Consider the following 26,535-nt stretch of genomic DNA (forward strand, 5'->3'; position numbering starts at 1 on the left):
CCGGTCCACCTGTCCCGCATGACATCCCTCACGGCCGGTCCCGGCCACGACGTATCCGCATCACGCCGGATGCCGGCGTTCAGGAGATCAGAGACCATGACCACCCAGACCACGCTTCCCGCCGCCCGGACCACCGAGCGTCCCGATGCCGCGGCCATCGAGGCCTGGCTCGTCGCCTATCTTGCCGATCGCCTGGGCCATGACCCCGCAGAAATCCGCCGCAATGTCCGTTTCGAGCGCATGGGCGTCGACAGTCTGGCGGTGGTGTCCATGACCGGCGAGTTGGAGGAATGGCTCGGCGTGAAGGTGGAGCCGACCACCGCCTATGACAATCCGACCATCAGCGACCTTGCGGCCGCTCTCGCCGCCTGACGGCCCACGGCCCAATCGCGGCCAACCACGATCGGAGGCAGTGTCATGGCGCCCGACACCACCCAGGCAACCCATCTCGGCGGTGGCCATCCCGGCCCCGGCGGCGGTCATCCCGGCACGTCGTCGGATGCCCTGCGCTCGCATTACGACATCGGCACGGATTTCTTCGGCCTGTGGCTGGACCCGTCGTTGACCTATTCCTGTGCGCTTTATGAAGACGGCGACACCGGCGACGCCGCAGGTTTCCTGAAGGCGCAACTGCGCAAGCTGGATTTCCACATCGACGCCGCCCATGCGGCGGGTGCCGATCGCGTGCTCGATATCGGCTGCGGCTGGGGGTCGATGATGCGGCGGCTGGCCGATGACCGGGGCGTGGGCCACGTCACCGGCATGACGATGACCGAGGCCCATCGAACCCATGTCGATGCCCTGGGCAATCCGAAGCTGGCGGTGGCGCTGACCCCCTGGGCGGGGTTCGAGCCCACAGCACCCTATGACGCCATCGTCTCGCTGGAAGCCTTCGAGCATTTTGCCCGGCTGACATCGACCGAGGACGAGAAGCGCGCCGGCTATCGCGCCTTTTTCGAGCGCGCCCACAACTGGCTGAAGCCGGGCGGGCGGATGTCGATCCAGACCATCGTCTATGGCACCGCCACCAAGGCCGATTTCAGCACCTTCTGTGCCACCGAGGTCTTTCCCGACAGCGATCTGCCCCGGCTGCACGAGGTGATCGAGGCATCCGACCGGCTGTTCGAGGTGGAGCGGCTGCGGATGGACCGACAGATGTATGTCCGCACCTTCCAGAGCTGGCTCGACGGCCTGCGCGCCAACCGGGGCCGGGCCGAGGCGATCGTCGGCGCCGACATCGTCAGGCGGTTCGAGAATTATTGCGGCGTGTTCATGATCGGCTTCCACACCGGCCGCATGAATCTCGCCCGCATCTCGTTCCGCAAGCTGGGTTGACCGGCACATCCGCATGGGACAATCCACCGGCGACAGGGAGACCGGGCTTCAATGAACGCACGCAGTCATGCCGACGGCTTCGTCGAGACGCAGGCCCCGACGCTTGCACACCGGCTCGATGAACTCGCCCGCGGTCGGGGCGTCCATGGCGGCCATGACGGGTTGGCCTATGTGTTTCTGGGCGATGGTGAGCACGAGGACAGCCGCCTGACCTATGCCCAACTGGCCACCCGCGCCCGCGCCATCGGCCGGCACCTGCTCGACATGGCCAGGCCCGGCGACCGGGCATTGCTGATGCATCCCCCAGGCATGAGCTTCATCGAGGCGTTCTTCGGCTGCCTGATGTCGGGCATCGTGGCGGTGCCGGCCTATCCGCCGCGCCGCAACCAGTCTCTCGACCGGCTGGGCGCCATCGTCGGCGGCTGTGCGCCACGCCTGATCCTGGTCGCCGAAGAACAGCGCGGCCAGCTTGAACCACGCTTCGCCAATGCCGGCGACGAGGGCGTCGCCGCCATCGCCTGCGCGCAGGTGATCGCCACCGACACCATCGCCAGCAGGGCGGTGACAGGCACGTCGCCAACTGACATGCCACCACCGGCGGTGCGCCCCGATGATCTGGCCTTTCTGCAATTCACCTCGGGCTCGACCGGCGACCCCAAGGGCGTGATGGTCCATCATGGCGCGCTGATGGCCAACCAGCGGCTGATCCGTCATGGCATGGGCCATGACGCCGATACCGTCTTCGCCGGCTGGCTGCCGCTTTATCACGACATGGGGCTGGTGGGAAATCTGCTGCAGCCGCTGTATCTGGGGATACCATCAGTGCTGATGGCACCGGCCGCCTTCCTGCAGAAGCCGATGCGCTGGCTGCGGGCGATTTCGGACTGGCGGGCCACCACCGCCGGCAGCCCCGATTTCGGCTATGACCTGTGCGTGCGGAGCTTCAGGGCCCAGGCCTGCGCCGGGCTCGACCTGTCATCCTGGACGGTCGCCTATAATGGCGCCGAACCCGTCCGCGCCGATACACTCGCCCGCTTCGCCCGGACCTTCGCGCCCTATGGCTTCCGGGCCGAGGCCTTCTATCCCTGCTATGGCATGGCCGAAACCACGCTGATGATCACCGGCGGCCGCCAGGGGGTGGCACCACCGGTGCTGACGGTCGACGGCGCCGCCCTCGACAGGGGTGTGCTGATGCCGCCGCCGCCGGCCGATATGCCGGCCGCCACCCTGACCCCGCCCCGGCGGCTGGTCGGCTGCGGGCAGGCCGGGCCCGGCCTCGACATCGCCATCGCCGACCCTGAGACCGGCCGGCGGCTTGGTGACGGCCGGATCGGTGAGATCCGCGTGGCTGGCAGCAGCCTCGCTCGCGGCTATTGGCAGCGTCCGGAGCAGACCGCCCAGGTCTTCGGGCAGCCGCTGACCGGGGCTGCCGATACCGGTCGGGCCTGGCTGAAGACCGGCGATCTGGGCGCGATCATGGATGGCGAGCTGTATGTGACCGGCCGGATCAAGGATCTGATCATCATCCGTGGCCGCAACCATTATCCGCAGGATGTGGAGGCAGCGATCACCAATGCCTGTCCCGATCTCGCAGCGGGGGCTGCCGCGGCGGTTTCGGTCGAGACCGGTGGCACTGAGATCGTGGTGGCGATGGTCGAGGTCGAGCGGGAACGCATGCGCCGCTTCGACGGCCCGATGCTCTATGGCGATGCCATGGAAGCCGTGGCCGCGGCCCTGGAACTCAGGCTGGACCGGCTGGTGGTGCTGCGTCCCAACACCATCCTGAAGACATCCTCCGGCAAGATCCGCCGACGCGAGATGCGCCGCCGCCTGCTCGACGGCACGCTTGACGTGCTGTGGGACAGCGCGGCCCCGCGGCCGGCCGTGCCGGCGGACGCGCGCACCGAGGTCATGGCCGATATCGTCGCAGAGGGGCTTGGCCGATGACCGGACGGCAGCACGACCGACAGGCGGCCATGGGGCAGCCGACCTTGGCGGCGGCATTGGCCACCCTGCCGGCACAGATCGCCGGGGCCGGTGACACCATGGCCGCCACGACGATCCGCCGCGATTTCCTGGCCCGGCACGCCATCGGCTTCTACGACCGGCTGACCGACGGTCGCAGCCGCTTTCTGCGGGTGGGCGAGCTGTTGCTGGCGGCGGCCGATGCAGCACCGGGGCTGGTGCCCGATCGCGCGGCCCTTGCGGCCGAGGCGGCGCGGCCGCTCTCGGCCAAGACCGGCATCGAGATGGCCCAGGCCGAGTTTCTGGCCGTCATTTTCGCCGACCGCTGCGCCGGGCTGCATCTTTGCCACGCCATGATGCTGCCACGGCCCGAGGCGACCGAAAATGCCGCCCGTCTGGCCCGCGACGGCGTGCTGGATCTGGGGCTGGTGCGGATCATGCGCCAGGGCCGGCTGCTGATCGTGGAAAACCGCAACACCGGCCGGCTGAACGCCGAGGACGTGCCCACGATCGACGCGCTGGAACATGCGGTGGATGCCGCACTTCTGGATGCCGACAGCGCCGCCTGCATCCTGCGCGGCGGCATCGTCGATCACCCGCGTTATGCCGGCCGCAGGCTGGCCGGCGCCGGGCTGAACCTCACCGATCTCTATGAGGGCCGCGTTCCATATGTGATGTATATCGAACGCGAGATGGGCTGGGTATCCAAGGTGTTCCGAGGGCTGGCCTCCCCCGGCGAACTGCCCGACGAAACCGCCCAGACCATCGAAAAAGCCTGGATCGGCGTGATCGACACCTTCGCGATCGGCGCCGCCGCCCAGGCGCTGCTGGTCTGCGACGCGGTGGTGGCGGAAGCCGGTAGCTGGTTCAACGTGCCGGCCCGCAAGGAAGGGCTGGTGCCCGGCGCCACCAATCTGCGGCTGCCGCGGATCATGGGCGACCGGCTGGCGCGCCAGATCATCATGACCGGCCGCACCATTCAGGCCGACAGCCCCGAAGGCCGCCTGCTGGTCGACCGGGTGGCCCCCGCGGGCGAACTGGATGCCGCCATCGCCGAGGTCGCGGCCGATCTGGTCGATGGCGGGGTGGTGTCGGTGGCCGGCAACCGCCGGGCGTTCCGTGTCGGCCAGGAACCTCTGGACCTGTTCCGCGCCTATCTGGCCACCTATACCCGCGAGGTGGCGATCTGCCATCTCAGCCCCGCCCTGGTCGCCAATCTGGAACGGCACTGGACCGGGCGGCGCAAGGCGGGATGAGCGCACCGGTTCCGCTGGGACCGGCAGCCGCAGATCATCGCCGGTTGCGGGCCCGTTTATAGGCGAGCGCGCGGGTCAATGCCGGCAGATCGGCCGACAGCCCGCGCTCGGTGGCAAGCTGAGCCACGATCGCATCCAGTTCGGCCAGGCCTGACGCGCGGGTCAGGCGTGCGACCGCCAGATGGTCGTCGCGGATGCTGTCGATGAAGCGGTTGATGACCGGGTCGGCGGCACTGGTCATGAGGCGGGTCTCCGCAGCGGGACTGGCAGCGACGTTCCGCAAATCGGATCATGCCATCCGGTCACATGACAGCATGACCGCCCCCCTGGTATCCAACCGTTTACATAAACCCACGCAACCGATGGATTACACGTCGCCGGCCATCATGTCGGCTCAGGCCGCGACCCCGGCCGGCCGGCCGCGCTTCAGGCCGATGATCTGGATTTCGGCGATCACCAGCACCGCCACCGCCTGCACGATCACGAAGGCGAGCCCCAGGCCGTTGGGCTCGACCCAACCAAGCGCCAGGATCAGCAGACTGTCGATCGCCCACAGGATGTTCACCACGGCGATCGCCCAGACAGCACGGCGGTGCAGAGCCGGCCGGCTTGCCACCGCCACGACGGCGGCGGCAAAGCCGATCAGGATCAACGCGCTGGCGGTGAGCAGGCCCACCGGCAGGTCAAGAAGGCCGGCGAGCCCGCTGCCGCCGATCAGCAGCAGGCCCGCCATCAGCAGGCAGGTCGCCGCATCGAAATAGAGCACGGGGCGCAGGAAGCGGGGTTCCGTCCGGGCGGATGTCGACATCGACATGATCGGTCTCCTCAAAGGTCGATCGGGCGGGCCCCATGCCCGCCATCCGCCATCCATCTGGCACCGCTTCGTGCCCGGATGCGATTACCCGGCAGGTCATGGCCGGCAGGCCCGGTCGCCGCTAATCTTGAGCCTGAGCCCGCAGCCTTTGCCTTGAGGACAGCCCCTGATGACCACCGCCACCCTGAACGCCACCCGCCCGTTCGGCGAGCAGTTGCGCGACTGGCGCCAGCGCCGACGGCTGAGCCAGATGGCGCTGGCGCTGGATGCCGATATCTCGACCCGGCATCTGAGCTTCATGGAAACCGGCCGCGCCACGCCCAGCCGGACCATGGTGCTGCGGCTGGCGGAACAGTTGGAGATCCCGCTGCGGGAGCGCAACGACATGCTGATCGCCGCCGGCCATGCCCCCGCATTCGCCGAACGGCGGCTGGATGATCCGGCATTGTCGGCGGCACGCCGGGCGATCGAACTGGTGCTGAAGGGTCATGAGCCCTATCCGGCACTGGCGATCGACCGCCATTGGACGATGGTTGCGGCCAACGCCGCTGTCCCGCCGCTGCTCGATGGGGTTGCGCCGTTCCTGCTGGCGGGGCCGGTCAATGTGCTGCGCCTGAGCCTGCATCCCGACGGGCTGGCGCCGCGCATCCTGAATCTGGCCGAATGGCGGGCGCATCTGCTCGACCGGCTGCGCCGGCAGATCGATATGAGCGCGGACCCCGTGCTGATCGACCTGCTGGCGGAGCTGAAGGCGCTGCCTGCACCGGTTCATGTCGCCAGCCCGTCGATGGCGCACGATCCCTATGGCGGGCTGGTTGTGCCGATGCGGCTGGCGACGGCCCGGGGCTGTCTGTCGCTGTTCACCACCACCACGGTCTTTGGCACGCCTCTGGACATCACATTGGCCGAGCTTGCGGTCGAGGCCTTCTTTCCGGCCGATGCCGCAACCGCCGAGGCGCTGGCCAGCATGGCTCAGCGACCATAGCGCGCCTCAAGCCGTGCCGCCGCCAGGGCGTTCGCCCCCGCCAGGAAGCCGACCAGCGCCGGCATCGCATCCGCCGTCACCGGCGGCAGGTGATCGACCGCCAGCGCCGTCAGCGTGAAGACATAGCGATGCGACTGCCCCTCTGGCGGGCATGGTCCGCCATAGCCCGGGGCGCCGAAATCGGTGCGGGTCTGCAGGGCCCCCGCCGGCAGTGCCGCCGGATCGCCTGCGGCCCCCCGTGGCAGGCCCTCGGCATCGGCCGGAATATTGGCCACCACCCAGTGCATCCAGCCGATGCCGGTCGGAGCATCGGGATCATGCATGGTCAGCACGAAACTGCGCGTTCCGGCCGGCGCGCCCTGCCACGACAACTGTGGCGACAGGTTGCCGCCATCGCAGCCGAAGCCGTAATCGGCGCTCAGCACGTGGTCGCGGCCGATACGGCCATCGGCAAGATCAGTGCTGGTCAGGCGGAAACCGCCGGCCGTGGCAGGCCCCGCGGCCAAAGCCACAGCCAGGGCCGCCGCTCCAGCCACCATGGTCTTCGTCATCACGATCATCGGAATATCCTCCGCCACATCTGGGTGTTGGCGGAAAGTCTGGCCGGATCTGCACACCATCGCGCGCCTGATCCGCTCAGATCCGATGCCGGTCCGATCAGTCTGCGCCCTTTGACGTCATTTGGCTGAAATGCCAGCGTTTTCATCAGCGTAGGGTTGCACCGCCATCCGGACCGAGACATGCTCCCGCACGGCGGCCGGCGGATGTCCGAAGCGCTGTCTGAAACGGGCGGCGAACCGCGACGGGCTGTCATAGCCGACATCGAAGGCAATGCGGGTGATGCCCAGATCGGTTGCCTGCAACAGCATCAGAGCATGCGACATCCGGATATCCACCAGCAGGCCGGTCAGCGACAGGCCCTCGGCGGCCAGGCGGCGACGCAGGGTCGCCTCGCTCATCGCCAGCCGGCCGGCCAGATCATTGCTGCGCCATGCGGCACGCAGATCGCGTGAGACCAGCGCCCGTATCCGCGCCGCCACCGATGGCGGGGGCGGTGCCGCAAACCGGCCGCCATGATGCCCGATCCAGCCCAGAACCTCGCGGATACGCTGCACCGCCACCATGTGCGGCAGATCGCCGCCGGCAAACACGGCGGCGCGCGCCCGATCGACGGCCGATGCGAAATCCGGCGCCATCGTGCCGATCGCCATGGCCTCGGCAATCGGCCGGCCGGCCCCCTCGCCGTCGGCGGCGAAGCCGGCGATCACCGCCGGATCGCAGACCAGCCATTCGGCCTCATAGATGCCGCCGGCGGCGGGGCGATTGATCACGTCGAAGATCCGTCCGCCGGCGATGGCCGCGGCCCCGCCGGCCGGGATCGTGATCTCGCCGCCCGGCCCGATCAGCCGCTTGCTGCCCTGGCGCACCACCATCAATGTCGGCAGGTCCACCACGATACGGGTCAGCAGCAGGGCGCGCCGCTGAATGATCCGCGCCGTGGCGCCAACGCCCTCGCGCTGCACCACACACCGCTCCGCACCGCTCGTCATCACCGTCATGGCTTATCCCAGCCCTTCCATGTCGCCGCCGACGCGCTATCCTGCCCGGCCGCCAGTCTCCACGACACCCTCCCCATCCTGCAAGGCATCACCGATCACATGGCCCTTTCATCACAGGCGCGCGGCACATGGCTTGCCGCCGCAGGTATCCTGACGCTGACCCCGGATACACTTCTGGTCCGGTTGATCGACGCCGATCCGTGGATCCTGCTGGCCTGGCGCGGCAGCCTGATGGCCCTGACGGCATTGCTCGGCTGGTGGCTGATCGGGCGTCAGGCGCCATGGCAGGCGCTGGCCCGCATCGGCCGTCAGGGCTGGGCATCCGGTATCGCCTTCGGGTTGGGGTCGGTGTGTTTCATCCTGTCGCTGGCCCATACCAGCGTCGCCAACACGCTGGTGATCATCTCGTCGGGGTCGCTGTTCGGCGCGCTGCTGTCGCGCAGCTTTCTGGGCGAACCGGTGCCCGGCCGCACCTGGGCCGCCATCGCCGCGGCCACCGTCGGCATCGCGATCCTGGTCTTCGGCGGCACCGACAGTGATGGCTCCGGCCAGGGCAACTGGCTGGGCGACGTCATCGCGGTTGGCGCGGCCCTGCTGATCGCGATCCATTTCGTCATCCTGCGCGCCGGCGCCGGGCGGATATCGTCCACACCCGTCGTGGCCGTGGGCGGGCTGACCTGCACCGCCGTGGGGCTGGCGGTGGCGCTGGCGACCGGCGTCCGGCCCCTGCTGCCGGCGCCCGATGTCCTGCCGCTGGTGCTGGTCTATGGTCTGGTGGTCCTGCCACTGTCTTTCGCGCTGATCTCGGCCGCGCCCCGCTATATCCCGGCGGCGGAGGTCAGCCTGATCATGCTGGCCGAAGCGGTGATCGGGCCGTTCTGGGTGTGGCTGGCGGTCGATGAGGTGCCGGCCACCGCCACCTTCATCGGCGGCGCGGTGGTTCTGGTAACGCTGCTGCTACACGGGCTGGCCGGCTATCGCGCCGAACAGCGCCGCCGGGCCGCTTCCATACGCTGACTGGCTCTTGTCGCGGACGCGGATCCGTGGATTGCTCCTCTCCCGAGGCCATCGGGAGGGGCGTTTTTTTGCAGGCCATTGGTGAATATTTGCATACAAGGAAAATGTCTTCTGCGTGATCCTGTACATGCCCGGTTGGGTGTGGTGCTCTGCCCGAGTTTCCGTGACGCACTTCCAGGTTGGGGACATCATCGAAAAGCTTATGGCACGTGAACTTCCGGGGCGTAAAGCTCTGCCGCAGTGAACACCGGCTGCCGCAACAATACGGTCGCCTTCGCTGTGGTTGCCTTTATGAATGGCAGGCTGAACTATGACACTGGACGGCGTGCTGGCGGGCACGATCCGGCCTGCTAAGAGCAGAAGTGCTTCCAGATTGGCGTGCTGAGTTGATGGTGGCCTCCGTTCATGCTATCCCAACGGGAACTGTATGCGGAAAGCTCGATCGGAAATGCAAATGCCTCGGCTCGCTCTTCCCGCGGTTCTGGCCGCGATGCTAGTGATCTCTGCCTGTCAGACCACCAACGGCGGAGGCGGAGGTGGAATCCTCGCGAACGCCGATCCGGCCCTCGCGTTGGCTAACTCCAGCGACGTTGTGTCTTTTGCCAAAGCCCGGTTCGTTGATCACACGACTGGCCTCAGCAAAGTGATGGGTGGTGCTAAAGAGCTGAATGGGCAAACATATCGGCGTGTCCAGAAGGACGTGGCCTCGGCAGCTGGCGGGATTGCGGCCTTCCATCGGGATTTCGCTACCTTTTGCGAGAAACAGGGGGGGCGATATGCCTACGGGATCTGTAGTGCAGGGGACAATATCCGGTTTGTTGCGGATATTTTCTCAACCCAGGATAAGCGGAGCTCGTCGCCGGCGCACGATTTCGTTGGCGTAGATCTCTTCGCCAATACCAGCGCGGACAATGAAGCCTTCCTGGTTGAAGTCGCCCCTCTGTCGTTTACGCTGAAGCCTGTCCGGTTTGCCGAGTCGAAGGATAAGGCCATTAAAGAGTTGATTGCCCAGTACGACGTCCTGGCCACCCAGATGACGGGATCACCAAACCTTACTCGTCTTGTCGAGATGGAACGGCAGCAGATTGCCAGGGCTGTGCATGATGCCGTGACGAATCCAGAGGGCCGCTCGGGCTGGCTCATGGTGGAGGCCGTCGGCGGCAATGTCCGGGCGGGCGAGCGATACACGCGCGGGGGCAACAATTGCCGCGATGTGACCATCCAGCGCGTCGTAGATAAGGCTCCCAGCTTCACGGGAGACCTGGCCGCCATCGTGAGCGGTGCGAAGGACATGGACAACTGGACGATCAAGCACACGGTTTGTCAGCCTGCATCCAGCGACTTGACGGGATGGCAGATCGCCGCCTGAGGGAGCAGCGTGTGTTTTCTGGAACGCGTGCCGAATCTTGGTTTAACCCGATGAATTCCCCCTGAAAGGGCTGCACGCGTTTCTCCCATTGGCCTGGGTTTCTTTAACCTCGAAGTTGTTGCGGTTGTTGTCGAGGTATTCCGCCGTCAGCCCGCGGCCCGCCGCCAGCCGGCCGCCATCAGGCCGGCCCCGATCATCAGCGTGCCGCCGGCGCGGTTGACCGCACGCTGCACCGATGGCCGCCGGATCAGGCGGCGCGCCCGCGTGGCCAGCAGGCCATAGGCGGTGACATTCGCCACCGCCAGCGCCAGGAAAGTCGCCTCCAGAACCATCATCTGGCTGACCAGCGGCCGGCCGTGATCGATGAACTGCGGCAGGAAGGCCACGAAGAACACGATGCCCTTGGGGTTCAATGCCGTCACCAGCCAGGCATGGCCAAAGATCCGCCAGGGCCGGGTCTCGATGGGGGACGATGCCACCATGCCATCGGCACCGACAGCGACCGGCGCCCGCCACAGCCGCAGGCCCAGCCAGACCAGATAGGCGGCCCCCGCCAGCTTGACCGCCATGAACAGATCGGCCGATGCCGCCATCAGCGCCCCCAGGCCCAGCATCGATGCGGTCATGGCGGTGGCGTCGCCCAATGCCACACCGGCGACCGTGGCGCCGGCCGCGCGTCGGCCATGGCTCAGCGCATAGGATATGACCAGCAGCACTGTCGGCCCCGGCATGGCCAGCAGAAGCGCCGATGCGGCAACGAAACCCAACCAGTTTTCCGGCGACATGCCCCGCCCTCCCCGACGTCATGATCTCGGGATCGAGCAATCCATGACCGCCGCCCGAATGCAAGCCGCCGATGCGGCGCGCCGCCGGAACACCATCCGGTCGGGCACCGCATCGGCGGCAGCTATGGTCGGCAGGCGGGCGGCAGCGGGAACCGGCAGCCCTCCCGATCAATCGGCGAAGGCAGAGCCTTCGGGGCGCGGCTGGGTATAGCCAAGCTGCTGGTTCAGCTTGTCGATCAGGTCGATGGCCGCCTCGGCGATCACCGTGCCGGGGGGGAACACGGCCGCGGCGCCGGCATCCAGCAGGGCCTGGATGTCCTGGTTGGGAATAACGCCACCGACCACGATCATCACGTTGGACTTGTCCTGCGCATTGAGTTCGGCCCGCAATTCCGGCACCAGCGTCAGATGGCCGGCGGCCAGCGAGCTTGCGCCCACGACATGAACGCCCGCCTCGGCGGCGGCCCTGGCGGCTTCGGCCGGCGTCTGGAACAGCGGCCCGATCTCGACATCGAAGCCCAGATCCGAGAACGCCGTCGCGATCACCTTCTGGCCCCGGTCATGACCATCCTGGCCCATCTTGGCCAGCAGGATGCGCGGCGGCCGGCCATCGGTGTCCTTGAAGGCGCGGATCATCTCGCGCGCCCGCTCCACCGTCGGGTTGCCGTCGCCCACCTCGCGCAGATAGATGCCCTTGTTCGACCGGATCTGGGCGCTGTGGCGACCGAAGACCTTTTCCAGCGCGAAGGAAATCTCGCCGACGGTCGCCTTGGCACGGGCGGCATCGACCGCCAGCTCCAGCAGGTTGCCATCGCCACGCGCACCGGCTTCCAGCGCCGCCAGCTTCGCGTCGACCTCGTCCTGACTGCGTTCGGCCTTCAGCCGCGCCAGCTTTTCCAACTGCTGGCGGCGCACGCCATCATTGTCGACCTTCAACACCGGGATATCGTCGGCCTCGTCCGGCCGATAGCGGTTCACGCCCACCACGCTCTGCCGGCCGCTGTCGATCCGGGCCTGGGTGCGGGCGGCGGCTTCTTCGATCCGCAGCTTCGGCACACCGGCCTCGATCGCCTTGGTCATGCCGCCCAGCGCCTCGACCTCCTCGATATGGGCCAGCGCGCGCCGGGCCAGATCATGGGTCAGCCGCTCGACATAATGGCTGCCGCCCCAGGCATCGATCAGCCTGGTCAGCCCGCTTTCGGTCTGAAGGAACAACTGGGTGTTGCGGGCGATCCGGGCCGAGAAATCGGTCGGCAGCGCGATCGCCTCATCCAGCGAATTGGTGTGCAGGCTCTGGGTCTGGCCACCGGCCGCCGCCATCGCCTCGACACAGGTGCGCGAGACATTGTTGAACACATCCTGCGCCGCCAGCGACCAGCCCGAGGTCTGGCTGTGGGTGCGCAGCGACAGCGAGCGGGGGTCTTTCGGATCGAAATGCTGCTTCACCAGCTTCGCCCACAGCAGGCGCGCCGCCCGCATCTTGGCGGTTTCCATGAAGTAGTTCATCCCGATCGCCCAGAAGAAACTGAGCCGGGGCGCGAAGCGGTCGACATCCATGCCGGCGGCCACACCCGCGCGGATGTATTCGATGCCGTCCGCCAGCGTATAGGCCAGTTCCAGATCGGCCGAGGCGCCGGCCTCCTGCATGTGATAGCCGGAAATCGAGATCGAGTTGAAACGTGGCATCTCGCGGGCGGTATAGGCGAAGATGTCCGAGATAATCCTCATCGACGGCTCGGGCGGATAGATATAGGTGTTCCGCACCATGAATTCTTTGAGGATATCGTTCTGGACCGTGCCGGTCAGCTTGTCATGCGGCACGCCCTGTTCCTCGGCGGCCACGATATACAGCGCCATCACCGGCAGGATCGCGCCGTTCATGGTCATCGACACGCTCATCTGGTCCAGCGGGATGCCGCTGAACAGGGTGCGCATGTCATAGATCGAGTCGATCGCGACGCCGGCCATGCCGACATCGCCCTTCACCCGCGGATGATCGCTGTCATAGCCGCGATGGGTCGCCAGATCGAAGGCCACCGACAACCCCTTCTGACCGGCCGCGAGATTGCGGCGATAGAAGGCGTTCGAATCCTCCGCGGTCGAGAAACCCGCATACTGACGGATGGTCCACGGATTGGTGGCGTACATCGTAGGGTAAGGGCCGCGCACATAGGGCGCCACGCCCGGATAGGTGCCGGCGAAATCGATGCCGGCAACGTCCCCGGCATCATAGGCGGGCTTCACCTCGATGCCTTCGGGCGTGATCCAGGGATCGACCGCCGCCGCGACCGCCGCCGCCGGCATTTCGGCCGGGGTGACCGCGTCGAAATCGAGCGCGGAGAAATCGGGCAGCCCGCTCGCCGCAGGCGCCTTTGCCGCAGACGTCTTTGACATGGAGTTGTCTGCCATCGGATCAGGCCTCCGTCGCATCGGGGGTGAAGGCCGCATGGGCCTGTTCCAGCACGGCCAGCGCATCGCTGCCGGCGGCAAGGAAATGCTCGACACCTGCCGCGGTCAGCGCAGCTTCCAGCGCGCCGGGTCGCCCGGCCAGCCAGACATGAGCAACGCCCGCGGCCTTCAGCGCCCGGGCGGTCTCAGCCGCCGCTTCGTCATAGCGGGCATCGGATGAACAGATCACCGCCAGCCGCGCGCCGCCGGCCTCCACCGCGTCCGCTGCCTGAATATCGGCAGCGATGCCGCCGGCGGCAAGCAGGTTGCGGGCGAAGCCGACCCGCGCGGTGAAATCCGCCGCCGTGCCAAGGGTGACCAGCAGCGCCGTCGCCTCCAGCCCGGCCGCACGCTCACGCAGGGCCTCGAACGGTTCCGCCAGCCGCATCTGCGCCAGCGGCGCACAGGTCGATGCAGTGCCCGGCAGAGCCAGATCAGGGGCCGGCCGCGCGAAGGCGGCCGGATCGACCGGATCGAGCGTCGGCGGCACGTCGGCGAGATTGGGGAATTCGGATACGCCGATCAGGCCGATGGCACGCTTCGCCACCGCCGCCGTCAGCGCGGCCCGGGTTTCCGCCACCTTGTCCTGAACCAGCCCCGCTTCCAGCGCCGCGATCACGCCACCTTCGGCCTCGATCGCCTGGAAGGCGGCCCAGCCGGCGCGGGCGAAGCTGTCGGTCAGGGCTTCCAGCGCCCAGGCACCGGCCGCCGGATCGGCGACCCGGCCCAGATGGCTTTCCTCCATCAGCACCAGTTGGGTGTTGCGCGCCTGCCGCCGTGCCAGCACGCCGGGATGGCCCAGTGCATCGGTGAACGGGCTGAGCGTGATGATATCGGCGCCGCCGACCGCGCCGGCAAAGCCCGCCGCCGTCAGCCGCAACAGGTTCACCCACGGGTCGACCCTGGCCAGCATGCGGGCGGACGATCGCGCCTCGACCCGCGCCTGCACGGTGGAACCGGCGGCACCGATGATCCGCGACCAGATGGCCCGTGCGGCACGAAGCTTGGCCAGCGACGTGAAATACTCGCCGTCGACGGCAAGGCCCAGCGTGACCCGGCCGAAGGCATCGTCGAGGCTAAAACCGGCATCGACCAGCGCCCGGACATACTGCACGGCACTTGCCGCCATGAAGCCCAGTTCCTGGGCCTCGCCACCACCGGCCTCGTGCACGACCTGGCCCGAGGCCAGCATCATCCGCGCCTCATAGAAGCTGCCGGCATGGCGCTTCGCGGCCGCGGCCGCGGCCGCGACATGGTCGCCAACCGGCCCCGGCGCCTCGCCCGCGCGGGCAAAGGCCGATACCGGGTCCATGTTGAAGGCCAGCGGCGCGCGCGGCGCGCCGGGCATCGGCTTCGCCAGCGCCGCCAGCCAGTCGGCGGCCTGGACGCCAAGGAAGCCCGCATCGAGCCCGATGGGCGCCAGATCGATCAGCACCCCCTCCAGCACGGCCGCCAGATCGTCGACCGAGGCCACGGCGATCCCGTTCCGGCCCGTGGGGTCGAGCCGGAGCAACACCGATGCCGCGCCGTTTTCCAGGTCGTCCAGGACCTGGGCATTGGCCGCCTGCGGGTCGGGATGACGGATGACGGTGCGCAGATCCCACGGCCGGTCGGGATCGGCCGAAATCATGCGCGGCAGGCTGTGGGCGGCAATGCCGTCCTCCGGGGTGTAGAGCGGCTCGACGCTCAACCCTTCGCGCGTTTTCCAGCGCAGCTTTTTCTCGAACGGTGCGCCTTTCAGCGTCTTCTCGACCAAGGCCATCCAGGCCGCGCGAGAGGGCGCGTCGAAATCGGCGGCCAGCGGACTGATGGTTGCAAGGGGGTTGTTCGTCTGCACAGAGTTCACCACGGCAATCTTCCGATCCGGCATCTCCTGATCCCGCGGCGCAAGACCGGCGCGGCAGGTCGGAGAGGGTATCAATGGGTCAACGGCGGTCCGGCGTCTGGTTCCTTATCGATCGGGCCCCGGCAGCATCGTCGGGGCGATCTGCCGCAACAAGCAGCCACGAACAGGGACTTCGCGAGACATATACAGCAAAACCAGGTCGATCTGGAATTGCGAACCGCATTGCAGCATCGCCATTGCACCATCCATGGCGGATCATCCGCCTAGCCCAGCGTCGCCAGATCGTGATCGAGGCCGGCCAGCGCCGCCGCGATCGCCGGGCCGCGCAGCCGCCGCTTGGTCTGGGCATAAGCCGGCATCGACAATTCACCCAGCGCGCGGGCGGCACCGATGGCGCGCGACAGCGTGCGTCCGGCATCGATCTCGATACCGTCGATCAGGTTTTCACCCAGAGCCGCTTCCGGCGAGAAGGCGCGCGCATGCAGCAGCGCCTGCGCCTCCAGATGCCGCGGCACCACGCTGCGCGCCACCTGGATCATCCAGGCCGGCATTGCCATGCCCAGCGCCGTTTCGTTCAATTGCAATTTGTAGGGGCCGGCTGCCATGAAGCGCTTGTCGCAGGCATAGGCCAGGATCGCGCCGCCGGCGATCGCATGTCCGGTCAGGGCCGCGACGGTCGGAATCGGCAGCCCATGCAGCCGCAGCACGCTGCGCGAGAACTGGCCCAGAAAGCCGGTGAACCCCTCCTTCGACAGCGTCGGCAGCAGCTTCAGGTCGAGCCCGCCCGAGAACATGCCATCGCGCCCCGCCAATACCAGGGCGCGCGCGCCTTCGGCTTCGGCCCGGTTCATCGCGTGGTCCAGCGCGTCGAAAAACGCCGGCCCCATGGCGTTCGCCTTGCCGTCATCGATGCGCAGCACCGCCAGCTTGTCGTCGAAGGTCAGTTCCATCACCGGTCACTCCTCCCTGCTCCGGCGCCCCTTCATCCGGAGGCGCTGCGGTCGAAGGGTATCATAGCGTCATGATGGCGAGCGGGTCACGGCACGGTTCGGCCCAGGCGGTGCAGGCAGATGCGCACCGCTTAAAAGATCAGCTTCAACAGGCCCAGAACCACAAGCAGGCCGATCAGAAAAATGATGAGCCCGGTCCAGCCCAGGAAACGCAGCATGTCGATATCTCCTCGTTTGGTGACGGCGCCGGCAATCCGGCCACACATGACGACGGCGAAGCACCCGCCGGGCGCTCCGCCGTCGTCATGTCCGGCCCGAGGGCAGTTCGGGCCGGAGAGGGTTGCCTAAAGGGTCAGCTACCCTTGGCGCGAGGCTGCGAGCCCAACTGGCCGCCGCCGCCGGTGCCGCCCGTGCCGATATCGTTGCCGTCGGCACCCGTGCCTTCGACGCTGTCGGTCACACCATGCTGAATCGAGGTGGCACGGTTCATGCCGTTTTCCTCGTGATAGGTGATCGTGACCGTATCACCCGATTTCGCCTCGGTGAGCTGCGGATCGCCGATCACATAGGTCGAGCCGTCATCGAGGGTGATGGTCGAGCCGCTGATGCTCGCGATCTTGCCCTGAGTGGTGTGGGTGCCCGAGGTGCCGCCCACGGCGCCAGCCGCGGCCGACCCGGTGCCGGTGCCGACACCCGGCGTGGTGGTGGGGCTGGTCGGATTGGTGACGGCACCACCGCTGGTGCCGCCGGATGAATTCATCGTTGCCGTCCCGGACTGCCCGCTGGCGGAACCGCTCTGCGCCATGGCGAGCGACGAGCCGCCGATCATCAGGGCCGCGACGAGGGTCGGAAGCGTCATACGCATGGGGGAGATCCTCCGGTCTGTGGAACTGAGAGACGCCACCTGTTGCAGTGGGGAGGTGTTTTGTGTGGCGCTCCTTGCCCCCTACAACGGCACCGGCGGCGATGAGTTCCGGCAGGCGGCCGGATTTTGGCCGACACCGGCTCCGTGATCGGGGCCGCGCACCTTCACGCTTGGCTTACATTGCCTGCGGGCGTATGGTGCCGCTCACTTGATAATAAGAATCATTCGCAATTAAACGAGAGACGAGTCCCTGAGCATCGAAGGGATCGGTCATATGAAAAGACGACAGCTGGCAAACAGGCTGGGACATGGTCTGGTGGCATTGTGCATGGCAGCGCCGGGGGTCGCCCTGTCGGCCCCCCCGGTTGAAGGCGCCGGCGCCGGCAGCCGGGAAGAGCGCGAGGACGAGGCCGCCGGCGGCGCGGCCGAGGCCCTGCCCGCCATCTCGGTCATCGCCACCCGCGGCGCGCGCGCCGTCGACGAGATTCCGGCCAATGTCACGGTCATCGGGCGCGAGGAACTCGACCTGCGCATGGTCGACGACATCGGCGAGCTGGTCAGGCATCTGCCCGGCATCCAGGTCGACCGGCAGACCAGCGGCACCAATCCGTTCGCCGACCGGACCGGCTTCACCATCCGGGGCGTTTCAGGCAATCGCATCCTGACCCTGGTCGACGGCAGCCGGACGCTGGAGCGGATCACCGACGGCACCCGCGACGTGGTGGACCTCACCCATATGAAGCGGGTGGAGATCCAGCGCGGCCCCGCCTCGGCGCTGTGGGGCAGCGACGCGCTGGGCGGCGTGGTCGCCTTCGAAACCATGGACCCTGAGGATTATCTGGCGCAATCGGGCCGCGACACCGCCTTCCGCTTCGACACCACCCATTCGACCCTGGACAGTTCCACCGGCGGGGTCGGTGCGGCGGCACTGCGCTATGGCGATATCGCCGCCTCGATCTCGCTGGGCCGCCGGGTGGGGCACGAGCCGGAAAACCGCAATGCCCGCGGATCGCTGGCCGCCGGCGCGGTCTGGGAATGCTATCGCAATGTCGGTGCCACCCCCTGCGGCCAGCTCGACAGCGCCGATATCCGTTCCGACAACGCGCTCGGCAAGCTGGTCTGGACCCCCGGCGATAATCACCGCATCGGCCTGACGCTTGAGACCTTCGAGCGCAAGACCGAGGTGGACCAGCGCTATGATTATGGTCTCGACACCAGCGGCAACACGGTGACCGATTACGATCGGACCCAGACCCTCAGCCGCCAGCGCATCGGGCTGGAACATGACTGGACGGTGGAATTCGGGCCGATCGACCAGATCCGCTGGCAGTTGTCGCATTCGCCGCAGAAGAGCAAGCGCGAAGGTGCCCGCGACCGCATCCTCGCCAACGGCACCACCGAAACCCGGTACGATCTGCTGGAATACGAAGAAGCCTTCACCGAATTCGACGTGCAGGTCGATGGCGACTTCGACACCGCCGGCATCAGTCATCACCTGACCTGGGGTTTCGACGGCGACTATACCGAAGGCGAGTATGAACGCGTCGATACCACCGTCAATCACACCACCGGCACCACCACCGTCGCCCGCGCCGGCGGCTTCAACTTCGCCAATGCCACCACCATCCGCGCCGATGCCTATATCCAGGACGACATCGGGTTCATGGATGGCCGGCTGCGGGTGACGCCGGCCATGCGCCTCGCGCATTATTCCATCGATCCCGATCCCAACGCCGATTACAAGCCGGTGGATGGCGCCGAGCCGCGCAAGATCACCAAAACCGAACCCACCTGGAAGCTGGGCGCGGTCTATGACCTCGACCGCAACTTCTCGGTCTATGGCCAGTATGCCGAAGGCTTCAAGATGCCGACGGCGCAGCAGCTTTACACCTCGCTGCCCAGCACCTTCTTCAACCTGGTGCCGAATCCGGATCTCCAGCCGGAATCGGTCAAGAACTACGAAGCCGGCCTGCGCGGTCGCTTCCGGGACGGCAATTTCTCGGTCGGCGGCTTCTATGCCGATTATACCGACTTCATCCAGTCCTTCGTGATGCTGTCGAATGGCGACATCACCTATGACAACCTCAGCACGGTCAAGGTCTGGGGGCTTGAGGCCAGCGGCGAATTGTATCTCGACGAGATCTGGAGCGTCAGCGGCGCATTGTCGGCCCAGCGCGGCGAACAGGTCGCCTCACCCGGCGAAGCCACCACCGCCTTCAACGGCGCCATTCCGCTCGGCAGTACGCTGGGCCTGCATTATGACGACCAGGATATGGGTCTTCGGGCCAGCCTTTATGGCACCTTCCAGCGCGGCGTGACCCGCACTGAAAGTGACGCCTCGTACAAGCCCGCCGGCTATGGCGTGTTCGACTTCGCCGCCGCATGGCAGCCCATGCACTGGGTCACCCTGCGCCTCGGCATCGACAACATCTTCGACAAACGCTACTTCCCCAGCTCGGCCGTCGCCTATGACGCCACCCCGTCGACCACCGCCGTCGCCAACACCAATCCGATCGAGGCGCAGGTCCAGCCGGGCCGGTCGTTCTCGCTCGGCGCCACACTCACCTTCTGACCCGCAGATGACCGTCACCACCGGTCCCGGCCGCCCGTCGGGTGGCCGGCGGCACGGCGCCCGCCGACCCGGCGGGCGCCTGCGCTGCTTCATGCGCCTCGCCCTGCCCTTCTTCCTGGCCCGGGAAGGCCGGAGTGCTGCGATCAAATTCGCCCTCGCCTTCGGTCTCGCCATCGGCGCGGTCTGGATCGGGTTCGAGCGCAATGCCTGGAACCAGACCTTCTTCGGCGCGCTGGAACGCCGCGATGCCGCGGCGGTCGCCTGGGCGACACTCGACTGGGTCTGGCTGCTGGCGCTGCTGGTCGGGGTGTCGGTCCAGCGCGCCTATCTGGAACGCATGGTGGTCATCGACTGGCGGACCTGGCTGACCGGGCGGCTGCTCGATCGCTGGCTGGGCCGTGGCCGGCTGTGGCGCATCGAAAGCCGGGGGACCATCGACAATCCGGATCAGCGCGTCGCCGAGGATGCGCGCCTTCTGGCCGATCTCACCGTCGATCTCAGCCTGCGCGTGCTGCTCGATCTGGTCGAACTCGGCCTGTATATCGGCGTGCTCTGGTCGCTGTCGGGCACGCTCGCCCTGCCCCTGCCGGGGGGCGGGTCGCTGGACCTGCCCGGCTATATGGTGATCGCGGCACTTCTCTATGCCGGCATCGCCAATCTGGTCGCGCACAAGCTGGGCCGGCCGCTCGCCGGGCTGTCGGCGACCCAGCAGCATCGCGAGGCGGATTTCCGCTTCGGGCTGGCACGGCTGCGCGATGTGGCGATCGAGGTCGCCCTGCTCGGCGGCGGCCGGCGCGAGGCCGGGCTCGCCGCCCGCCGCTTCGCCGATGTCCGGCGCAATGCCGTCGATCTGGCCCGCCGCCACCGGATCTACGCCCTGTTCCAGACCCCGTTCAGCTATACCGTGCTGAACATCTCGATGTTCGTGACGGCACCCGCCTATCTGGCCGGCCAGCTCGATCTGGGCGGAATGATGCAGGCGCGGGGCGCCTTTTCAACCGTCGTCGCCAGCTTCGCCACCCTGGTCTTCGCCTATCCCAAGCTTGCCGAACTCAGCGCGGTCCTGACCCGGCTGGAAGCCTTCGACCGCGCCCTGGCCGATCGCACGCCCCGCCATTGCCCGCATCCGGCCGGCCGCCGCGCCGCCGCCCATAGGCTGGTGCTCGACGGCGTCGTCGTGACGGCGCCGGATGGTCGACCGCTGACCCTGCCGGTCGATCTGGTCCTGGCTCCGGGTGAACGGGTGGCGCTGACCGGAGCGTCCGGCACCGGCAAAAGCCTGCTGATCGCCGCCATCGCCGGCGCATGGCCCCATCATCGGGGCCGGATCATCCATCCATCCGGCGGCTGGCCGCCGGTGGTGATTACCCAGCGGCCTTATCTGCCGATGCTGCCGCTGGCCGAGGCGCTGCGCTATCCCGCAACCGACCTGCCCGGCACGGCGGCCGAGATGGCGCAATTGCTGGACGCGGTGGGGTTGGGCCGGCTGATCGCCGCTCTCGACGGCCCGGCCCATGACTGGGACCGGGTGCTGTCACCGGGCGAACGCCAGCGCCTGGCCCTGGTCCGGGCGGTTCTGCGCCGGCCGCGCTGGCTGCTGATCGACGAGGCGACATCGGCACTGGATGCCGCCAGCGAGGCGCGGGTTCTGGCGGTGCTGAAGGGCCTGCACCCGCCGCCGGCGGTGCTGATGGCCGCCCATCGCGACACGGCGATCGCGGCCTGCGACCGGGTGGTGCGGCTTTCATCCGCGGCCGGCATCATCGGGCCACACCGGGCTGTCAGCGCCGACGGCCCTTCGGCGCGGTCATAGCGCTCAGGCACCCGCCGCGTCGAGGGCGGTCATCTCCTCCGGTGTCAGCACAAGGTCAAGCGACCGCACCAGCCCGGCAAGCTGGCCAAGGCTGGTGGCGCTGGCGATCGGTGCCGTGACACCGGGGCTGGCGATCATCCAGGCCAGCGCCACTTCGGCCGGGCTGGCGTCATGGGCGGCGGCGACATTGTCGAGTGCCGCCAGGATCGCGAAGCCGCGCGGGTTCAGATATTTCCCGACCCGGCTGCCGCGCTGGCTTCGCGACAGATCGGCCTCGCTGCGGTATTTGCCCGAGAGAAAGCCCGATGCCAGGCTGAAATAGGGGATGACACCCAGCCCGCGCGCGATGCACAGGTCGCGCAAATCGCCTTCGAAGCCACTCCGGTCATAGAGATTGTATTCCGGCTGCAGGCTCTCATAGCGGGCAAGGCCGCCGGCGGTCGAGATGTCGAGTGCCTCGGCAAGCTGTGCCGGATTGAAGTTCGACGCACCGATCGCCCGCACCTTCCCCGCCGTCACCAGCCGGTCGAAGGCTTCGAGCGTCTCGTCCTGAGGGGTGCCGGCATCGGGATAATGGGCCTGATAAAGATCGATCCGGTCGGTCTGAAGACGGCGGAGCGACGCCTCGACGCAGCGTTCGATGCGATCGGCTTTCAGGCCCTTGTCGTCGGGCCGCATCGGCGCGCCGACCTTGGTCAGGATCAGCACCTTGTCGCGCCTGGCCGGATTGGCCGCCAGCCATTTGCCGATGATGGTCTCGGACTCGCCACCCGTATGGCCGTCGACCCAGACCGAATAGACGTCGGCCGTGTCGATCGCGTTGATGCCGGCATCGACCAGCGCATCGAGCAGGGCGAACGAGGTGGCCTCGTCGACGGTCCAGCCGAAAACGTTGCCGCCGAAGACGAGCGGCACGATATCGAGACCGGACTGGCCGAGCGGACGCGTCTGCATGGGATGACCTCCTCGTTGGGGCACGTGCGTATGGCCGGCCGAGCGTGATCAGGGGCCGGACGTGATCGGGGGCGGGAAGCGGGCGACACATGGTCGCGCGCTCCCGGCCCCCGATGCAAGGCAAAGAGAGGAGGCCGGCCGATCAGATGCAGCGGCCGCCATCGACCTCCAGGCACACGCCGGTCAGGAACGACGCGGCATCCGAGGCGAGGAAGGCCGTCGCCTCGGCGACGTCGCGCGCCGACGACAGCCGGCCGAGCGGAATGGTCTCGACGATCTTGGCCCGCGCCTCAGGGGTATCGGGCTGGCCCAGGAAGGCGCTGGTCAGGCCGGTCGGCCCCATCACCGGGTTGACGGCACAGACCCGGATATTGTCGGGCGCCAGTTCCACGGCCATGGTCTTGGTGATCACGACGGCGGCGCCCTTGCTGCCATTGTACCAGACCAGGCCCGGGCGCGGCCGCACGGCGGCGGTGGAGGCGATGTTGACCATCACGCCGCCCTTCTGGGCGCGGAACACCGGCACCGCATGCTTCGCGGCCCAGAACAGGCTCTTGACGTTGACGTCGAACACCTTGTCGAAGGTCGCCTCGTCGACATCGGTCATCGGGCCGCGGTTATGGGTATAGCCGGCATTGTTGACCAGAACATCCAGGCGCCCGAAGGCTTCGGTCGCGGCCTTGATCATGCCCGCGGTGCCGGCATCGGTCGCGACATCGGCATGGATATAAACCGCCTCGGCGCCGGTGGCCTTGATCTCGGCCGTCACCCGCTTGCCACCGTCATCATTGATGTCGGCGACCACGACCCTGGCACCCTTTTCGGCGAACAGCTTGGCGATGCCCTCGCCGAAGCCCGAGCCGCCGCCGGTGACGATCGCAACCTTGCCCGTCAGGCTCATCTTCCCGATCCTCTTCTTCATGCGTCCTGTCCGGGCACCGCGCGGGGGTGTGGTTGCGCGGCCCGGTCCCGGTATCGTGGACCTCTCTGTCTCTCACGGTACACGTGGCGTCCACTCTCGGAAAACGCGAGCGGACCGCGAAGACATTCGCGGACAATAGCACGTCGACCGGGCTTGAGAAGAGCCGGTTGCGGCGCCGGATGCCCCCTGAAAAGCCGCCATGCCCGCCCTGCGCGGAGGGTGCGATGCGGCATTCCCGCCCAACGCCGCGCGCGCAACCATACGTTTCAAATTGACACCCGAACGCACGGCACGCACAGTCGGGCGACCAGCGGCCCCGGCAAGAGGGCGACCACAGGAGGAAGACCCTATGGCGGTACATGCCCCGCAGTTCCCGACCGACGGCATCACCTGGTTCAACATCGACGGTCCGCCGCCGACGCTGGAAAGCCTGCGCGGCCGGTTGGTGATCCTCGATTTCTGGACCCTGTGCTGCATCAACTGCATGCATGTGCTGCCGACCCTGGCCGAGATCGAGCGCCGCTATCCCGACAGGGTGGCGGTGATCAGCGTCCACAGCCCGAAATTCGCCGCCGAACGCGACCCGGCCAAGGTCGAGGCCGCCATCGCCCGCTATGGCATCACCCATCCGGTGATCCACGATCCGACCATGCGGATGTGGCGGGAATATGCGATCAAGGCCTGGCCGACGCTGGGCTTCATCAGCCCCGACGGCGCCTGGCTCGGCGGATCGGCCGGCGAACCGGCGCTCGACAAGCTGGTGACGCTGATCGACCGGATGCTGAGTGAAGCGGGCGATGCCGGTCGGTTGCAACCGGCCGCGATCGGCACAAGCATTGCCGAGCCCGCGCGCTCGATGCTGCGCCACCCGGCCAGGCTCAAGGAATTCCGCCATGGCCGGGGGTCCGCCGGCTGGGCGATCGCCGATGCCGGCCACCATCAGATCGCGCTGTTCGACAATGCCGGCAATGAAATCCGCCGGATCGGCAGCGGCACCCCCGGATTAATCGACGGGCCGGCCGACAGCGCCGCCTTCAATCGCCCGCAGGGGCTGATCGCCGCCCCCGGCGCGATCTATGTCGCCGATACCTGGAACCATGCCCTGCGCCGCATCGACATCGCAACCGGTGCGGTGACCACGCTCGCCGGAACCGGCCGGCGCGGGCCGGTGCTCGACGGGCCGATGACGGCGGCCGACGCCAGTCTGGCCAGCCCCTGGGATCTGGAGTATCGGGACGGCCGCGTCTTCATCGCCAATGCCGGCACCCACCAGTTGCTGGTCTTCGACATCGAGGCGGGCACCGTGGCGCGGCTGGCCGGCAGCGGCGTGGAAGCCCTGATCGACGGGCCGGCCGACACAGCAGCTCTGGCGCAGCCGTCGGGGCTGGCGCTGCGCGACGACATGCTGTGGTTCATCGACAGCGAAACCTCCAGCCTGCGGCGGCTGGATCTCGCCACCGGCATGGTCAGCACGCTGGTCGGCGAAGGCCTGTTCGATTATGGCCATATCGACGGCCCGCGGGAGACCGCGCGCTTCCAGCACCCGCTGGGGCTGTGCTTCGACATGGCCGGCAACATCCTGGTCGCCGACGCCTATAACGACGCCATCCGGGTGGTCGATCCGGAAACCGGTGCCGTGTCGAGCCTGGACGATCCACCCTATGACTGCTTCGATGACCTGTGCCGGCCACTGTCGGAACCGGCCGGCGTGGCGGTGGATGACGACGGCGTGGTGTTCGTGGCCGACACCAACAACAACCGCATCTTTCTGTATCATGACGTGTTCCGCACCAGCCGCACCTGGGCGGAATGACGCCCGACGCCATCAATATCCGTCCGGGCCGCCCCGATGACGCACCGGAACTTGCCGCCATCGAGGATGCGGCGGCAGGGCTATTCGCCGGTATCGGCATCGCGCTCGGCGCGGCCGCCAGCGACCCGGCGGTGCTGGCGACCGCGGCCCGTCAGCACCGGTTGCTGGTGGCCACCGACAAGGACGACCGCCCCCTCGGCTTCGCGCTGACGACGATCGTCGACGGTCATGCCCATCTGGCGGAACTGGATGTCGCCCCCGCCTTCGGGCGTCGGGGTATCGGCCGGCGTCTGGTTGCCGCCGTGGCCGCAGGTGCGGCCATCGCAGGCCATGACCGGCTGACCCTGACCACCTTCCGCGACGTGCCCTGGAACGGGCCGTTCTATCGGCGCCTGGGCTTCCTGACGATCGCCCCAGACGACATCGGGCCCGGGCTTGCCGCCATCCGGGCGGCGGAAGCCCTGCGGCTGGATCCGCTATCGCCCCGCATCGCCATGCAGCGCCCGCTGGATCAGAGCCGGCCCAGCAGCTCGTCGACAAAGGCCGGCACCACCAGGCTGGCCGGCCCGTAACGGCCCTCGGCGAACAGGCTGGCGCCGTCCGACGGCTCAAGGTTCAGCTCCACCGTATGGGCCATGCCGCGATGGCGGATATCGGCGACGAAACCGGCCGCCGGATAAACGGTGCCGGACGTGCCGACCGAGACGAACAGCCCGCATTCGGCAAGCGCGCCCCAGATCCGCTCCATCTCAAACGGCATTTCGCCGAACCAGACGATATGCGGCCGCATCCGCCCCCGGCTGTCGCAGGCGCCGCAGACGGTGGCGTCATGCAGGGCGTCGGCATGGCCGACCACGGTCTCGCAGCTCAGGCAGCGGGCCTTGGTCAACTCGCCATGCATATGGATCAGCTTGCGGCTGCCGGCGCGCTCGTGCAGGTCATCGACATTCTGGGTCACCACCAGCACGCCGCCCGGCCATGCCGCTTCCAGCCGCGCCAGCGCCTGATGCGCCGGATTGGGATGAACGGCCGGCAACTGGGCCCGACGCCGGTTATAGAAATCCTGCACCAGCGCCGGGTTGCGGGCGAAACCTTCCGGCGTCGCCAGATCCTCAAGGCTGTGGCGGCGCCAGACGCCGTCGGGATCGCGGAAGGTATCGAGCCCGCTTTCCTTCGAGATGCCGGCACCGGTCAGCACCACGATCGGCAGATCGGGCGTCAGGTCATCGAGACTGGTATCCGGGAGAAAACTGGTCATGCGGTATCC

At 67.7% G+C, this 26,535-nt stretch carries 24 protein-coding genes; 11 read left to right on the forward strand and 13 right to left on the reverse strand.

The annotated features are described in order from the left end of the window. Window positions 1–96 precede the first annotated feature (96 nt). The 4 genes from WG924_RS13045 to WG924_RS13060 are packed head-to-tail and all read left to right on the forward strand — an operon-like array spanning window position 97 to window position 4,556. Window positions 97–372, forward strand: a complete 276-nt coding sequence (locus WG924_RS13045) for an acyl carrier protein (RefSeq protein WP_345933475.1) — start codon at window positions 97–99, stop codon at window positions 370–372. Between the two features lie 45 nt (window positions 373–417). Beyond that, window positions 418–1,335 carry a class I SAM-dependent methyltransferase gene (locus WG924_RS13050; protein WP_345933476.1) on the forward strand — a complete coding sequence of 306 codons (918 nt, stop codon included), beginning with the start codon at window positions 418–420 and terminating at the stop codon, window positions 1,333–1,335. 51 nt (window positions 1,336–1,386) lie between these two features. After that, window positions 1,387–3,282 carry a fatty acyl-AMP ligase gene (locus tag WG924_RS13055; protein ID WP_345933477.1) on the forward strand — a complete coding sequence of 632 codons (1,896 nt, stop codon included), beginning with the start codon at window positions 1,387–1,389 and terminating at the stop codon, window positions 3,280–3,282. After that, window positions 3,279–4,556, forward strand: a complete 1,278-nt coding sequence (locus tag WG924_RS13060; RefSeq protein WP_345933478.1) for an enoyl-CoA hydratase/isomerase family protein — start codon at window positions 3,279–3,281, stop codon at window positions 4,554–4,556. The genes WG924_RS13055 and WG924_RS13060 overlap by 4 nt, the downstream gene beginning before the upstream one ends. Before the next feature lie 34 nt (window positions 4,557–4,590). Here the strand turns inward: WG924_RS13060 and WG924_RS13065 are convergent, their stop codons facing one another. Both WG924_RS13065 and WG924_RS13070 read right to left on the reverse strand, forming a co-directional pair. Beyond that, a complete protein-coding gene (locus WG924_RS13065; RefSeq protein ID WP_345933479.1) occupies window positions 4,591–4,797 on the reverse strand; it encodes a hypothetical protein in 207 nt (68 codons plus the stop codon). 153 nt (window positions 4,798–4,950) lie between these two features. Further along, window positions 4,951–5,370: a hypothetical protein gene (locus WG924_RS13070; protein ID WP_345933480.1), complete on the reverse strand. Its 420-nt coding sequence runs from the start codon at window positions 5,368–5,370 to the stop codon at window positions 4,951–4,953. 169 nt (window positions 5,371–5,539) lie between these two features. On the opposite strand from WG924_RS13070, the gene WG924_RS13075 reads away from it, so the two are divergent. Beyond that, window positions 5,540–6,355, forward strand: a complete 816-nt coding sequence (locus WG924_RS13075) for a helix-turn-helix domain-containing protein (RefSeq protein WP_345933481.1) — start codon at window positions 5,540–5,542, stop codon at window positions 6,353–6,355. Here the strand turns inward: WG924_RS13075 and WG924_RS13080 are convergent. Together WG924_RS13080 and WG924_RS13085 are read right to left on the reverse strand one after the other, a co-directional pair. Continuing rightward, the gene (locus WG924_RS13080) at window positions 6,343–6,906 is read right to left on the reverse strand and encodes a YbhB/YbcL family Raf kinase inhibitor-like protein (RefSeq protein WP_345933657.1); all 564 of its coding nucleotides are present in this window, start codon (window positions 6,904–6,906) and stop codon (window positions 6,343–6,345) included. The genes WG924_RS13075 and WG924_RS13080 overlap by 13 nt on opposite strands. Window positions 6,907–7,032: 126 nt before the next feature. Further along, entirely contained in the window at window positions 7,033–7,914 is an 882-nt protein-coding gene (locus WG924_RS13085) for a helix-turn-helix transcriptional regulator (RefSeq protein WP_345933482.1), read from the reverse strand. Between the two features lie 99 nt (window positions 7,915–8,013). Between WG924_RS13085 and WG924_RS13090 the strand changes: the two genes are divergently transcribed. After that, on the forward strand, window positions 8,014–8,931 hold the full coding sequence (locus WG924_RS13090; RefSeq protein WP_345933483.1) for a DMT family transporter: 918 nt from the start codon (window positions 8,014–8,016) through the stop codon (window positions 8,929–8,931). A gap of 454 nt (window positions 8,932–9,385) precedes the next feature. Beyond that, the gene (locus WG924_RS13095) at window positions 9,386–10,300 is read left to right on the forward strand and encodes a hypothetical protein (protein ID WP_345933484.1); all 915 of its coding nucleotides are present in this window, start codon (window positions 9,386–9,388) and stop codon (window positions 10,298–10,300) included. A 146-nt stretch (window positions 10,301–10,446) separates the two neighbouring features. Here the strand turns inward: WG924_RS13095 and WG924_RS13100 are convergent, their stop codons facing one another. The 6 genes from WG924_RS13100 to WG924_RS13125 all read right to left on the reverse strand — a co-directional run bounded on the left by WG924_RS13100 (window position 10,447) and on the right by WG924_RS13125 (window position 17,194). Then, window positions 10,447–11,085: a LysE family translocator gene (locus WG924_RS13100; RefSeq protein ID WP_345933485.1), complete on the reverse strand. Its 639-nt coding sequence runs from the start codon at window positions 11,083–11,085 to the stop codon at window positions 10,447–10,449. A gap of 168 nt (window positions 11,086–11,253) precedes the next feature. After that, complete coding sequence (scpA, locus tag WG924_RS13105; RefSeq protein WP_345933486.1) at window positions 11,254–13,479, reverse strand: methylmalonyl-CoA mutase; 2,226 nt, start codon at window positions 13,477–13,479, stop codon at window positions 11,254–11,256. Between the two features lie 19 nt (window positions 13,480–13,498). Then, entirely contained in the window at window positions 13,499–15,403 is a 1,905-nt protein-coding gene (locus tag WG924_RS13110) for a methylmalonyl-CoA mutase family protein (protein ID WP_345933487.1), read from the reverse strand. A 239-nt stretch (window positions 15,404–15,642) separates the two neighbouring features. Next, window positions 15,643–16,329 (reverse strand): enoyl-CoA hydratase-related protein, encoded by a 687-nt coding sequence (locus WG924_RS13115; RefSeq protein WP_345933488.1) that lies wholly within the window; start codon window positions 16,327–16,329, stop codon window positions 15,643–15,645. 131 nt (window positions 16,330–16,460) lie between these two features. Next, window positions 16,461–16,595 carry a small membrane protein YohP gene (locus WG924_RS13120; protein WP_345933489.1) on the reverse strand — a complete coding sequence of 45 codons (135 nt, stop codon included), beginning with the start codon at window positions 16,593–16,595 and terminating at the stop codon, window positions 16,461–16,463. Window positions 16,596–16,681: 86 nt separating this feature from the next. Further along, window positions 16,682–17,194 (reverse strand): DUF1344 domain-containing protein, encoded by a 513-nt coding sequence (locus WG924_RS13125; protein WP_345933490.1) that lies wholly within the window; start codon window positions 17,192–17,194, stop codon window positions 16,682–16,684. A 274-nt stretch (window positions 17,195–17,468) separates the two neighbouring features. Between WG924_RS13125 and WG924_RS13130 the strand changes: the two genes are divergently transcribed. Then, the gene (locus WG924_RS13130; RefSeq protein WP_345933491.1) at window positions 17,469–19,766 is read left to right on the forward strand and encodes a TonB-dependent hemoglobin/transferrin/lactoferrin family receptor; all 2,298 of its coding nucleotides are present in this window, start codon (window positions 17,469–17,471) and stop codon (window positions 19,764–19,766) included. Between the two features lie 7 nt (window positions 19,767–19,773). Next, window positions 19,774–21,579 carry an ABC transporter ATP-binding protein/permease gene (locus WG924_RS13135; RefSeq protein ID WP_345933492.1) on the forward strand — a complete coding sequence of 602 codons (1,806 nt, stop codon included), beginning with the start codon at window positions 19,774–19,776 and terminating at the stop codon, window positions 21,577–21,579. Window positions 21,580–21,582: 3 nt separating this feature from the next. Here the strand turns inward: WG924_RS13135 and WG924_RS13140 are convergent, their stop codons facing one another. Together WG924_RS13140 and WG924_RS13145 are read right to left on the reverse strand one after the other, a co-directional pair. Further along, the gene (locus tag WG924_RS13140) at window positions 21,583–22,533 is read right to left on the reverse strand and encodes an aldo/keto reductase (protein ID WP_345933493.1); all 951 of its coding nucleotides are present in this window, start codon (window positions 22,531–22,533) and stop codon (window positions 21,583–21,585) included. 142 nt (window positions 22,534–22,675) lie between these two features. After that, on the reverse strand, window positions 22,676–23,434 hold the full coding sequence (locus WG924_RS13145; protein ID WP_345933494.1) for a glucose 1-dehydrogenase: 759 nt from the start codon (window positions 23,432–23,434) through the stop codon (window positions 22,676–22,678). 370 nt (window positions 23,435–23,804) lie between these two features. On the opposite strand from WG924_RS13145, the gene WG924_RS13150 reads away from it, so the two are divergent. Continuing rightward, window positions 23,805–25,268 carry a thioredoxin-like domain-containing protein gene (locus WG924_RS13150; protein ID WP_345933495.1) on the forward strand — a complete coding sequence of 488 codons (1,464 nt, stop codon included), beginning with the start codon at window positions 23,805–23,807 and terminating at the stop codon, window positions 25,266–25,268. Then, window positions 25,265–25,840: a GNAT family N-acetyltransferase gene (locus tag WG924_RS13155; protein WP_345933496.1), complete on the forward strand. Its 576-nt coding sequence runs from the start codon at window positions 25,265–25,267 to the stop codon at window positions 25,838–25,840. Before WG924_RS13150 ends, WG924_RS13155 begins: the two co-directional genes overlap by 4 nt. Here the strand turns inward: WG924_RS13155 and WG924_RS13160 are convergent. After that, on the reverse strand, window positions 25,780–26,526 hold the full coding sequence (locus WG924_RS13160) for an NAD-dependent deacylase (protein ID WP_345933497.1): 747 nt from the start codon (window positions 26,524–26,526) through the stop codon (window positions 25,780–25,782). The two genes, WG924_RS13155 and WG924_RS13160, sit on opposite strands and share 61 nt — an antisense overlap. Between the last annotated feature and the right edge of the window lie 9 nt (window positions 26,527–26,535).

It is taken from the genome of Tistrella arctica, assembly GCF_039630945.1.
GTDB classification, from domain to species: domain Bacteria; phylum Pseudomonadota; class Alphaproteobacteria; order Tistrellales; family Tistrellaceae; genus Tistrella; species Tistrella bauzanensis.